General features: G+C 69.8%; 9 protein-coding genes and 2 pseudogenes. 4 read left to right on the plus strand and 7 right to left on the minus strand.

Features of this window, described 5'->3' with window-relative positions:
- Positions 1–707: 707 nt before the first annotated feature.
- A pseudogene (locus ACIDOF_RS09780) lies at positions 708–1,043 on the plus strand (cellulase family glycosylhydrolase); the annotation flags it as partial.
- On the opposite strand, the gene ACIDOF_RS09785 reads toward ACIDOF_RS09780, so the two are convergent.
- Positions 1,033–2,277 carry a multidrug effflux MFS transporter gene (locus ACIDOF_RS09785; RefSeq protein WP_409005368.1) on the minus strand — a complete coding sequence of 415 codons (1,245 nt, stop codon included), beginning with the start codon at positions 2,275–2,277 and terminating at the stop codon, positions 1,033–1,035. The pseudogene ACIDOF_RS09780 and the gene ACIDOF_RS09785 overlap by 11 nt on opposite strands.
- On the minus strand, positions 2,274–2,846 hold the full coding sequence (locus ACIDOF_RS09790) for a MarR family winged helix-turn-helix transcriptional regulator (RefSeq protein WP_409005369.1): 573 nt from the start codon (positions 2,844–2,846) through the stop codon (positions 2,274–2,276). Before ACIDOF_RS09790 ends, ACIDOF_RS09785 begins: the two co-directional genes overlap by 4 nt.
- 185 nt (positions 2,847–3,031) lie before the next feature.
- Here ACIDOF_RS09790 and ACIDOF_RS09795 point away from each other — a divergent pair, with 185 nt between their 5' ends.
- Both ACIDOF_RS09795 and ACIDOF_RS09800 read left to right on the plus strand, forming a co-directional pair.
- Positions 3,032–4,006: a redoxin family protein gene (locus tag ACIDOF_RS09795; RefSeq protein ID WP_409005370.1), complete on the plus strand. Its 975-nt coding sequence runs from the start codon at positions 3,032–3,034 to the stop codon at positions 4,004–4,006.
- 547 nt (positions 4,007–4,553) lie between these two features.
- Positions 4,554–5,483: a calcium-binding protein gene (locus tag ACIDOF_RS09800; RefSeq protein WP_409005371.1), complete on the plus strand. Its 930-nt coding sequence runs from the start codon at positions 4,554–4,556 to the stop codon at positions 5,481–5,483.
- Between the two features lie 448 nt (positions 5,484–5,931).
- Here ACIDOF_RS09800 and ACIDOF_RS09805 read toward each other — a convergent pair.
- Positions 5,932–6,199 (minus strand): annotated as a pseudogene (locus ACIDOF_RS09805) (HNH endonuclease); the annotation flags it as partial.
- Between the two features lie 195 nt (positions 6,200–6,394).
- Here ACIDOF_RS09805 and ACIDOF_RS09810 point away from each other — a divergent pair.
- On the plus strand, positions 6,395–7,207 hold the full coding sequence (locus ACIDOF_RS09810; protein ID WP_409005372.1) for an alpha/beta fold hydrolase: 813 nt from the start codon (positions 6,395–6,397) through the stop codon (positions 7,205–7,207).
- A gap of 45 nt (positions 7,208–7,252) precedes the next feature.
- On the opposite strand, the gene ACIDOF_RS09815 is transcribed toward ACIDOF_RS09810, so the two are convergent.
- The 4 genes from ACIDOF_RS09815 to ACIDOF_RS09830 all read right to left on the minus strand — a co-directional run bounded on the left by ACIDOF_RS09815 (position 7,253) and on the right by ACIDOF_RS09830 (position 11,909).
- Positions 7,253–8,500 carry a caspase domain-containing protein gene (locus ACIDOF_RS09815; protein WP_409005373.1) on the minus strand — a complete coding sequence of 416 codons (1,248 nt, stop codon included), beginning with the start codon at positions 8,498–8,500 and terminating at the stop codon, positions 7,253–7,255.
- 7 nt (positions 8,501–8,507) lie between these two features.
- Positions 8,508–8,897 carry an effector-associated constant component EACC1 gene (locus ACIDOF_RS09820; RefSeq protein WP_409005374.1) on the minus strand — a complete coding sequence of 130 codons (390 nt, stop codon included), beginning with the start codon at positions 8,895–8,897 and terminating at the stop codon, positions 8,508–8,510.
- 229 nt (positions 8,898–9,126) lie between these two features.
- The gene (locus tag ACIDOF_RS09825; protein ID WP_409005375.1) at positions 9,127–10,701 is read right to left on the minus strand and encodes a VWA domain-containing protein; all 1,575 of its coding nucleotides are present in this window, start codon (positions 10,699–10,701) and stop codon (positions 9,127–9,129) included.
- Positions 10,701–11,909, minus strand: a complete 1,209-nt coding sequence (locus ACIDOF_RS09830) for an AAA family ATPase (protein WP_409005376.1) — start codon at positions 11,907–11,909, stop codon at positions 10,701–10,703. Before ACIDOF_RS09830 ends, ACIDOF_RS09825 begins: the two co-directional genes overlap by 1 nt.
- Positions 11,910–12,078 lie beyond the last annotated feature (169 nt).

Consider the following 12,078-nt stretch of genomic DNA (forward strand, 5'->3'; position numbering starts at 1 on the left):
CGCGGTCTGCTCCGCAGACACGACGCGCCGCCGCTACGCGGCGGGTGAATTGCCGCGCTCCGCGCGGGAATTCAGGCTCCGCCTGAATTCGCACCGGTCAACTCCGTTGCCCGGTGCGGGAATTACTTCGTAATTCCCTTGGAGGAAATTCGCTCCGCGATTTCCTCTGAAAGCGCTGGCTAGTGGGTGGGGGCGCGGCCAGTTTTCGTCTTTCCGTTTTCCCCTGACCGCCCCTCAGTTCCCGCTCTTTTTTGGGAACTTGGCCCTCGTCCCTGCCTCGCGCTTTCTTCAATTCGTGAGCACGACCAGCGCGCCCCAATCCCCCGCCCAAAGTCCTGAATTGCTGGCCCTTCAGAACCATTCTAGGGCCTGCCTGTTGGGCCCCACACCCGCCCTCCCCACGCGGAGGCCGGCCCTGCAGCGCCCTCGGCTGAGGCTAGTCCCGGAACAGCCCGAGGCGTTCTGACGGGCACTCAGTGACCTCCCCTGGGACGAAGGGTGGGAGGCCCCGGCCGCCCCGCCCTCCCGATCGTCACCGCGGGCCGGGGCCCGTCCCGCGTGGTCCACTCCGCGCGGAAAGCTGGGATCGTACGGGCGCTCAGTCGGCGTCGGGGTTGTAGTGGTCGTTTCCTCTTCATCCACGCGGCGTGGGCACTTTGACAATGAGGTCGGCGGTTTCGCTTTTCCCGAGGATTTGGGAGAGTGCGGCGAGTGTTTCCGCGTACACCTTCCACTTCTACGCCGCCTCGCACCGCGACGGGTACCTGCGGACGCTCTCCCGCATGGCCGAGGAACTTCCCATGTTCGTCGCGGAGTTCAGCACCCGGGACTCGGCGGGCGAGGGGACGAACGACTTCGCGATGGCCCAGATGTTCCTCGACCTGATGGCCGAGAAGAACATCTCCTGGACCAACTGGAACTACTCCGACGACCAGCGCTCCGGCGCGGTCTTCAAGCCCGGCACCCGCTCCGGCGACCAGGGGACGGGCACCGAGGTCCTCAAGGAGGCGGGGGTCTGGATCTGGGAACGCGTCAAGGGCTGAGCCGCCCCGGCCCGGTGTGTCGGGTGGCCAGCGCCGCGAGGGTGCCCAGGGCGAGGAAGCTGGTCATGATGGCCGCCATGGGCGCGGGGCTGCTGGTCCCGAACAGGCCGACCAGCGGGGAGGCGGCCGCGCCGAGAAGGAACTGGCCGCCTCCGAGCAGTGCGGAGGTGGCCCCGGGGGCGGCGCGGCCCCGGCTCTGGGCGACGGTGATGACGGCCGGGAAGTACAGGCCGAAGGCGCTGACGGCGATCAGCAGGAAGAGCCAGGTCAGCGGCATCGTGCTGCCGACGGTCACCTGCACGGTGAACAGGGCGGCCGTCGCCGCCGTCGCCACGGTGGCGCCGATGACGAGGAGCGCCTCGGGTCGCCGGTGACCGGCGAGACGCCCGTAGGCGAGGCTGCCGGCCATGTTGCCGAGGGCGTTGACTCCGTAGACGAGGCTGGAGAGCGCCGGGGACAGGTGGTGGATTTCCTGGAAGACGAATGCGGTGCCGGCGATGTAGGCGAACACGGCCGCTCCGCCGCAGGCGAGTGCCGACATCGGTGCGAGGACGGCGGGTTGTGCGGCCACCCGCGCGACGGTGCGCAGGCTCGCGGTCAGACCGCCGGTCAGGCGGGCGTGGCGCGGGTGGGACTCGGGGATCCAGCGCCACACGCCCACGGTCAGGAGTACGCCGAGGACGGCGAGGAGGGCGAAGACGTAGCGCCAGGAGACCGCCAGGAGCAGGGCGCCGCCCGCGAGCGGGGCCAGGACCGGGGCTGTGGCGGTGATGGCTCCCAGGCGTGAGAAGGCCGAGGAGAGTTCGCGGTCGTCGAAGAGGTCGGTGACGACGGCGCGCGAGACCACGATGCCGGCGGCGCCCGCGATGCCCTGCCCGAACCTCGCGGTGTTGAGGACGGCCACGGTCGGCGCCAGGGCGCAGACGGTGGAGAAGGCCGCGAACAGCACGGATCCGCCGATGAGGACGGGTCGGCGGCCGATCGCGTCACTGAGCGGGCCGAGGACGAGCTGTCCGGCGATGATGCCGACCAGGAAGCTGGTCAGGGACAGCTGCGCGCCGGAGGCGTCCGTGCCCAGGGAGCCGGCCAGGTCGGGCAGGGCGGACACGTACATGTCGGTGGCCAGCGGGCTCACACCGCTCAGCCCGGAGAGAACGAGCAGGGTGCGGGCGCGTTTCGGCGTGAGGGCGCGAGCCTTTGACGGCTCTTGCGGGGTCACGGGACGGCTGGTCATAGCGCGGCCGGAGCCCCTCCCTCTGGGGCGGATGCCTGTGTGCGAGAGGTGTGGGGTCCGCGCGGGGCGCGCGGGGGCGGGTCCGTGGGTGTGCTGGTGGCCGCCACTTGTTCCAGCAGGCCGGCGGCGATCTGCAGTACGCCGCGCTCGGCCGGTGACAGGTTCTCGCGCAGCGCTGTCGCCAGCCATAGGTTGCCGTCGCGTACGTGCTCTCTCAGCGCGGCACGGCCGGCTTCCGTGATCGTGATGTTCTGGCGGCGGGCGTCCACGTCGCTGCGTGCGCGCCGGATGGAGCCTTGCTCCTCCAGTTCGTTGAGCACGCGGGTCAGTGACTGCGTCTGGAGCCCTTCGAGGGCGGCGAGTTCGGATGGGGTCGAGGGTCCGTCGTGCCGCAGGTTGGCCAGGACGGAGGCGGCCAGTCGCGTCAGGGGCCGCCCGCTGCCCGGCTGTTCGGCGCGCAAGCGGGTTGCGAGCCTCGACACTCCCCATCGCAGCGACTCGGCCAGAGCCAGATCTGCCGGTTCCTGTCCCTGTTGCTGTTGCTGTTGCCGCTCGGTGTTGTCGCCCATGCTTACCAAGCTATCGCTTGCTAAATACCGCGCTCAACAGAGCAGGGAGTGGGGAGTTCAGCCATCTTTCATAAGCGTAAGCGTCCTGCTTTGCCGACCGGCTGCGCTCTGCCGCCGGCTAGTCGTCCCCGGTCGGCTTGACGTTGACCTCGGGGGCAAGGTTTACGTTTCCCGAGGTGAGAGACATGCGGATTGGTGAATTGGCCCGTCGGGCGGGCGTGACGACAAAAGCGGTGCGTTACTACGAGTCGCTGGGGCTGCTCACGCCCGAACGGCTGGCCAATGGCTACCGGGACTACGACGAGCACGACGTGCGGCTGACACGGGAGATCAAGCTGCTCGGTGGCCTCGGCATTGCCGTCGAGCGCACCCGGCCCTTCCTGGACTGCCTCACGGCGGGACACCGGCACGCCGACGACTGCCCCGCCTCGCTGGCCGGATACCGGGACGCCATCGAGGAGTTGACCCAGCGGATCGACGGACTGACCGCCCGCCGGGACCTGCTGCTCGCGCACCTGCGGACCGCCGCTCACCGCAACAGCTGCGCCCCGCCGCCCGACGACGACAAGGACGAGGACCCGATGACCGACTACGTGAACCTGCCGACCGGCCTGCCCGCCCCCGAGGACGACGGCGCGACGGCGCATCTGCCGGGTGCGGAGATTCCGCGCCTCCGACTCCGGGCGAGCGACGGCGAGTTGATCGATCTCGGTGCGCTCGGCGAGGGCCGGACCGTGATCTATGTCTATCCGCTCACCGGCCGCCCGGGCGTCGATCTGCCCGAGGGGTGGGACACGATTCCGGGCGCGCGCGGCTGCACGCCGGAGGCCTGCGCGTTCCGCGACCACCATCAGGAGCTGCTCGCCGCGGGAGCCGGGCGGGTGTTCGGCCTGTCGACCCAGGAGCGCGCATACCAGGCCGAGGTCGTCGAGCGGCTCGGCCTGCCGTTCCGGATGCTTTCCGACCCTCCGCGCCGTCTGGGCGAGGAACTCGGCCTGCCCGCCTTCGAGGCGGGCGGCCTGACCCTGTACAAGCGGCTGACGCTGATCGTCCGCGACGGGGTGGTCGAGCACGCCTTCTACCCCGTGTTCCCGCCGGACGAGCACGCGCAACAGGTCATGGACTGGCTGCGCGACCACCCGCTCGGGACGGGGCGTTGAGCGAGCAGGGCGCCCGGGAGCCGTAAGTTCTCTTCCCGCTCACCCTGTTGCGGCCTGCCGGGTGGCAGGGTCCGTAGCCGGTGAAGGGAGCCGGTACGGGACGGGATGGCAGTGCGGGCCCGCCTCCGACGGTGAGGTCATCCGCTGCCGGGGACAGGGCGTGTTCACGATGTCGTGGTCGGCTGGCGCGCTCGTCTCGCCGCTCGCCGATGGCTGGGGGCTCGACTCGGCCGGTGTCGATAGCTGTGGCGGGGTGCCCGCTCCTCGCCACGGTGACGGCGGTGGGGTGCTGGCGCTGATGCAGAACCTGGCCGCGCGTGGTGGCGGAGGGCGCGCATCGCAACGAGGACGCCACGTCCCGTGACGCGCCCCCTCTGCGACACGACACCAGGGGTGATGGGCCTCACACGCCTCAACTGGCGCGTGCGTACAACCCTTTCGCTGCGTCGATGATCAAAGCTGCGCGGCCGGTGTGGTCGTGCGCGATTCGGTCCCGCCCGTCCGCGGTCTGCATCCGCCTGTCAATAATCGAAAATGGAGCTTCCACATGTCCCAGCACTCCCGCAGGAAGTGGACGTCTGGCAAGAAGGTGACCCTGGGCGTCAGCGCACTGGCCGCCTCCGGGCTCGCCGTCGGCCTGCTCGTCACGCCGTCTGCGACGGCGGGCGAGACCGGCGCGGCCGAGGCACTGAAGCAGATCAGGGCCGCGGCCGCCGACGCGTCGGAGGCGAAGGCCGCCGCGCCCAAGGCCAGGACCCTGGCCGCGAGCACGGCAGACGCCACCGTCGTTTCCGGTATCACCGTCAACGGCGGCAAAAGCGCCCGAGTCGGGACGACGAACACGCAGACGGTCACCGTGAAGTGGACGGTCAGCGGCGGGTCGACGCTCTACGGCAGCAACGCGGCGATCTGGCGCGGCACCGACCAGGACAGCGGACTGAAGCAGTACATGCTCTCCGAGCAGTTCGAGGCGGACACCGACCCCTGCGTTCAGTCCGCCGACGGCACGTTCAACTGCACGGCCACCTTCAAGATCGACCCGCAGAGCGACCTGACGAACGAGGATGCCGGAGCCTGGAAGATCGAACTCTATGCGATCACCGACGCGGCCACCGACGTGGACACCGACAACGCCATGACCTGGCACCTCAAGCGCTGGTCCCGGCTGAGCAACAACGCGGCCCCCGAGCCGGTCGCCAAGGGCCAGACGATCACGATCACCGGCAAGCTGGAGCGCGCCAACTGGGACACCCACAAGTACGCGGGCTACACCCAGCAGACCGTCCGCCTCCAGGAGCGTTCGCTGACCGGCTCGTACGCCACCACCAGCAGCCACCTCACCGGCACCGGCAGCCTGGCGGGCGTAGAGAAGCAGACTCGCACCGCCACCTCCGACCGCTGCTACCGCTACAAGTTCGAGGGCACCTCCACCACGCCGCCAGTCACCGCCACCGGTGACTGCGTGGACGTGCGCTGAGCCTGACGTCCGGCGACGCGGATCAGCCGACCGGCTGATCCGCGATTCCTCACGCTTCGCGATATCGCACCGGTGACGCCAAGCCCCGCGACATAAGCGCACTCGGTGACACCGGTCGACCGCAGACTGCCCTGCAGGGAAGTCCTCGACGCCGAGTTCTTCCCGGCCTTGCGACAGAAAGGGCGCGGCTTCGTTTCACCGTGTTCGCCCCTCGACGTCGTCACCGCCAGCGACATCCTCAGCGGCTTATGGAGCCGGGGAGCGCAGTCGCCCATCAAGGCCGGGCGCGGACACTCAGGAGGCCGACCCAGCCAGTCGGGCAACGGCCGATCGCATGCGGGCCTTGCACTGCGCGGTGTCCGGCCTTCCGGACACCGCGCCCATAGGCCTCGCCGAGGGCCCCGAGAGAGCCTCGGCAACTGTTGAACTCCTCGCCGCCCCAGGCGTGTTACGGCGCCGGGGTGTAGTGGACGACCGTGGTCTCGCATGCCTCTGCGAACACCGTCAACGCCTCGGCCTCGCTCTGGTCCGCGCTCAGGCCCCAGCGGAGCTTTGTGACGGCCCACTCGGCGATGTAGCGGCACTGCGCGTCCGGGTTCGGGGGCATCCACTGGGCCGGGTCCTGGTCGGGCTTCTGACTTCCCTGCGCTTGGGGTCCATTGCGAGGCGCCGGAGTCCCAGGGCTCGGCCAGCGGCGTCGTGTGGTCGATGTCGAGCAACACCGCCAGAGGCGCTCTGACGGGTGGTCACTCTCTTAGCTGGGTACGGCCGGTGGCACCGGGATGCTCGTCTGTCGTCACGGGCTGACGGCCCCGACCGCTCGTCGTGGAAACGGCAGTTCTGGCGATGGCTGTCCTCGTGGCGACATTTGTACAAGACCGAGGGCCGGCGGCCGCGGCAGCCTCCCGGGTATGGCTCTCTACGACGGTAAGCATGTGCAGGGGATGCACGTGGTGCACGACGGCCCGCGGGACGCGCCGCCGCTGGTGCTCATCCACGGGTCGGGGTCCTCGGGCAGCTCTTGGGGCCCGGTCATGCCGGCGCTGGCCAGCCGATGTCACACCGTGCGGATCGACCTCCCGGGCCATGGTCAGTCGCCGCCCGCGCCGTCGTACGACGTGACTGAGCAGGCAGCCAGGCTGGCTGCGGCGCTCGATGAGCTCGGCCTTCGTCCGGTCACCGTGGCCGGGCACTCGAGCGGGGGGTACGTCGCCACCGCCCTCGCCGAACAGCGCCCGGACCTGGTGGGTTCGCTCACGCTGATCAGCAGTGGTCCGAGTCCCGACGCGCTCCTTCCGCAGCCCGTTCTCCTTCGGGCCCTGGTCGACCCGCCGCTCGGCCCGCTTCTGTGGAGAGTCCGTTCCGACGCGATGCTCCGCCGGGGGGTGACCGCCGTGTGCAACCGCCCGGTGGACGTCCCGAACGACCTGGTCGCCGACGTACGGGGCATCAGCTATCGCACGTTCAGGACGGTGCTGCGGCAAAACGGCGCGTACATCGCCGAGAGGAGCCTCCCCGCGCGCCTGGCCGCACTCGACGTCCCGGTTCTGGTGATCTTCGGCGCTGCCGACCCTCGCTGGGATCCGTCTTCGGCGCACCACTACGACACGGTGCCGAGGGCGCGAGTCAGTCAGCTGCCTGACGTCGGGCACTTCCCCATGCTCGAAGCGCCGCAGGCGACCGGCGAGTTGCTGCTGCGCTTCGCGGCGACGGGCGGCCGCTGACCTGCCGCCGGCACTCCCACGACGAGCACCCGGGAGGCACGGCGGTCACAGTGACGTGCAGTCCGGCAGCTTGTCCCTGAACGTGGCGTACGAGGAAGCGTCCAAGGTGGTGGCGCTGATGTACACGTTCTTGTTTCCCTCGTCGTCGTCCGTCCGTAGCCACAGGGAAGTGTTCCGTCCGTGGGCCTGGAACGTCTCTCCCTTTTCCTTGCAGTAGAAGTAGTGGCTCCCCTTGATCAGGGTGCCGGCGTGAGTGTCTTCCCTGGCGTCGGGGGTGTGGTGCGTCCACTGGTCGGTGACGGTGCTCAGGACGTACGTAACCCCGGGCGACGCTTCGCTTCCTGCGGTTCCGCCGACGTCGCTGCCTTCCTCGCCGTTGCCGCCCTTGTTGTCGAGGACGACGCCGATGGTCGTGGCTGCGGCCGCGATCAGCCCCAGTGCGATCGCCCATCGTGCTCGCCTGCCGAGCCGAGGCGTTCGCTGCCTCTCGTGGGGGCCCGGATGCCTCGGTGGGTGTGGCGGGCTGTCGTCCGGGGGCGGCGCCGGGATCGGGCCGCGGGCGAGTGCGAGGTGGGGTGCGTCGCCGGTCGCGCGGCATCGGGGGCCGGGGAGTTTCCTGTTCCGTAGCTCGTCTCGTACGTGTCGGTAGATCCCGTCCATCGTGAGTGGCTGCGGCGCCGAGAGTGCGCCGAGCAGGGCCTCCGTGAAGACGCTGTTCCTGGACTCTGATGGTGCGTAGGACAGGGAAGTCGCGTTGGTGGAGGTGAGGGTGTACGTGCCGCTCGGCGGGAGTTGGCCGATGATCTGGCCCGCGGGGGCGGCCATGGCGTCGATGGCGCGGCCGGAGAAGCAGCAGTCGAGGACCAGGATGCGCGCCCGTGCCTTTGCGTGGGTGAGGGTTTCTTTGATCAGCGTCAGCGGGAGCGCCGCCCACTCGGGGTGCTCGCTGTCGGTGTCCGGCAGGGCCAGGTGCAGTTGGCCTCTGTGGTCGAGCACTCCATGGCCGCTGTAGTAGACGAGCAAGAGGTCGGTGGCTTCTTCGGCAGCCTTGGAGAGGGTTTGCCCGATGGCGGCCTTGTTGATAGGTGGGCCGTCGAGTCCCAGGACCGCGCAGCGTTCGGCCGCTTCCTGTTGGGTGAAGAGGCCGTGCTCGGCGTTCGTGAGCGCGTTCCGTAGGTCTGCCAGGTTGCGGCGAACGGAACGGAGGGGCGGCAGTTCCGGGTCCTGGTAGGCATCTACGCCGATGCAGACGACGCGGCTGTGTGCGCCCCTGGGGAACCAGATGTCGGTCATCGGTCTGTCAGTTCTGTGGTGGCGTCAGGAGCTGCTCGAGCTCGCGGGTGACGGCGACGGGGTCCTGGGCGCGCCGCACTTCGACAGTGATGTCGCTGCCGCCGGGTCTGGTGATGGTGATCGTGACGTCTGTGCCCCGCTGTCCCAACCAGGTGGAGATCGCCTGCACGAGCAGGGCGCCGGCACCTCCGGAGCCGAGCGTCACGGCCAGGAACTCCAGGACGCTGCCCATTTCTCCTTGCTGAACGGGACGTCGCGTTAGGCGCAGTCGGCCGCGGAACGCGTCCTCCTGGTCGAGCCATTCGAGGAGTGAGGGCAGGTGCAGTTCTGGATCGTCGGCGCACTGCAATGCCAATGTCACTTCGGTTTCCGTTGCGTCGGGACCGCGCAGATGCATACGGGCATTGTGGCAGTCGCGCACGTTCCCCGGGAGTTGACTTGAAGTCGCCAACTGCGTTGGTGTAACGCCGAGTTGGGGCTGCGGCGTGGGCTCCGGGAAGCGGTCGTCCAGGGGCAGGCGGTCCCCCCGAGTGGGGCGAACACGCGGGTTGTGCGGGCGTGTTCGGGCCCCGGGCGTGTGCGTACGGCTGTTGTTTCCGCGGCGGAGGCGGTGGGGCGGGGCGGGGTCAGATGGTGCGGAAGAGGTCCCTGGCGGTGTGGACGTCGGTGAGGTCCTCGATGGCGCGGAGGTTGTCGCACAAGGCCTCGAGGACGGACCCGGTGTCGGCGGCGCGTGGTGCGCCGACGGCGAGGCCGAAGACGCGGAAGCCGAGGCGGCGCTTGGCGTCGTTCCAGCCGCGCATCCATTCCTCTGTGACGTCGCATTCGTCGTCGGTGAGCATCACGATGTCGCCGCGTGTGCGGGCGGCGTCGTCGAACTCCTCCTCGAGCAGCTCGCGCGCCGCCGTCAGGGGGGTCTGGTAGCTGGTGCCGCCGCCGAGGAAGGTCTCCGCGAAATCGAGCACCTGGGCTGTGTGTGCGGGCCGGTCGGCGGGGAACCGGAAGATCTTGAGCTTGTCGGCGGCGGAGAACAGGATGCCGACGAAGTCCCGGCCCGAGTGCCGGGCCTGGTCGAGGAGTGCCAGGGCGCACGCCTTGGCCCACGCCTCGCGGGTGATCCCGCCGGGGCCCTCCATGTACATGGAGTGGGATGTGTCCACGCAGGCGATGACGGCCCCGCGGCCTGTGGTCCGTTCGCCCTGGCTGTCGTAGAGCATCAGCTCCCCGGCGGCGTACCGCGCGGCGAACACCGCTCGCATCTCGGGCAGTCCGAGGTTCGCCAGTTCGGAGGGGATGACGCGGGTGAGGTCGTCGCCGAGGGTGACGCCGACCAGTTCCCCTGTGGTGTCCTCCACTTTGTGGGCGCGCTCGCCGTCGGCCATCTGCCGGAAACGGCCGATGAGTTCGGCCCATCGGGCGAGACGGCCGGTGCGCAGCCGTTCGGCGAGCTGGGCGCGCCGGTCGAACGGCATCCGCTCCAGTTCACCGGTGCCGACGCCCCATGCCCGCATCAGCTCGGCTTCCTGCCGTACCGCCGCCGCGGCCTTTGCCGCCGCGTGGCGTGCTCCTGTACGGATGCCGGGGGCTGCCGCCGCGAGGGCCCGCTCGGCGTTGCGCAGGGCCTGTCGTGCCGCGGCCTCTGCCGACTCGGCGGCCTCGATCGCCTGTTGTACGGCGTGGGCCGGTGCTGTCTCAGTGACCGGGGCGGCATCGTGGTCGGTCGCGTCGGCGGCCTGTTCGAGCGCCTGCTCCATGGCCTGCGCGGCGGTGTCTGCGCTGTGTCGGGCCTGCTCTGCCCGCTCGGCGTGTTCCCGGGCGTCCCGGGAGCGTTCGAGAAGGCGGCGCAGTGCGGCGGCCTGGGCGAGGACGGCCATGGCGGCCGCGTAGGGATCGCCGGCGGTTTCGCGGCGAAGTGCGGTGAACTCGGGTGTCTCGAGGAGCGCGGCGACGACCTGGTGGTTGATCAGACGTGAGGGTGTCATCTCGGCACGCTCGTGGAGGCGTGGGGTGACCTTGTAGGCGGCGAGGAACACGTCGGCGAGGAGGTCGGCTGCGTGCTCGTGCCGCTCGCCCAGCGTTTCGGCCGTCTCGCGCAGTCCGGCTGCCTCTGCGTAGGTGTCGCGCCAGGTGAGCCGGTCGAACAGGTCGGCGTCGACGGCAGCGGTGTGCCGCTCGGGAGCGGCGGAGGACCGGGTGTGCATCAGATCTGTGCCTGCACCATGTTCGCGTCCACACCGAGCGCCTCGGTGAGAACGCGGGCGCGGACGGCGCGCTGACGGCCGGTGATCCGGTCGATGGCGGCGGTGGAGCGGCCTGCGACCGTCGCCTCCTCGCGTAGCTTCTCCAGCCGCTTCCCCGCCGTCGCGAGCTTGATGTGGGCCTTCTTGATGGCCCAGTCGCTCAGTGCCTCGCGGGACTGCCCTGCCATGGCGTCGAGTTGGGCTTCCAGCTCCTCGATGGCGTCGGCCAGGTCGAGCGCCTCCTTGGCGTCGGGGTTGACGAGGTGCAGCACCTCGCGTTCGACGGTGGGGCGCTCGGCCGGGGAGTTCCACAGGACGTGGGTGAGCACGGACAGGTCGGTGTCCGCGACCGCCGGGCGGCCTTCCAGGTACGCGGATGCCTGGAGCAGGCCGACCGCTTGGCGCCAGCGGCGGTCGGAGGCGACGAGTTCTTTGCGGCGCAGGGCGGCCCGCAGCGTGCACAGCGCGTCGACGATCGTGTCGGGGACGTCGACGGTCGGGACTGCTTCGGTCACGGCGTGCTGCAGCGCGGCAAGGTCGACCGTGGTCCTCGCCGTCGGTGCCGGGCGGTTGACGGCGGAGCGGACCAACGCGGCGAAGTTGGAGGGGGATTCGAGGTACCCGACCTCGATCCGCACGAGGAGCCGGTCGTAGATCGCGGCGGAGTCTTCGCCGCCGGGCAGTTCGTTGCTGGCTGTGATGGCGCCGATCAGCGGGCAGCGGATCGGTTCGCCGCCGCTCTCGGGGTGGTAGATCCGCTCGTTGAGGTATCCCAACGTCTCGTTCAGGGCCGCCGTGGAGCATTTGAAGATCTCGTCGATGAACGCGACGTGCGCGGTCGTGGCTCGGCCGTCGTAGACCTGCCGGTACTCGCCGCGGGCCAGGGCGGCGACGTCGATGGGGCCGAATATCTTGGTCGGCGCGGTGAACTTCGACAGGAGTATCTCCCAGTACGCCGCGCCGTCGAATCTGGCCGTGAGTTCGCGGGCCATCTCGGACTTCGCTGTTCCGGGCGGGCCGAGCACCAGTGAGTGCTGCCCGGCGAGCAGCGTCACGAGCAGTGTCCGCAGCACGTCGGCCCGCTCGTAGAAGCGGTCTGACAGCTCGTCAACGATCGCCCGCAGCCGCTTGGCGGTTTCCTGCGCGTCCTGCGCGTCCTGCGCGCCCATACTCAACTCCTCGCCTGTGACGCCCTGTTGGGCTGACAGGGACCGCCCTTGCCCCCCGCTGGACAGAGGGGCATCTTCGGCTTCAGGGCAGTCCACTGCTTCACGGTACGGGCCAGGACGACCTTCCCGAGGGCGTGGCCGGCGGCACGGGGTCGGAGAACTGTCGTCC

The sequence above is a fragment of the Streptomyces sp. Da 82-17 genome (genome assembly GCF_046098215.1).
Taxonomy (GTDB): Bacteria; Actinomycetota; Actinomycetes; order Streptomycetales; family Streptomycetaceae; genus Streptomyces.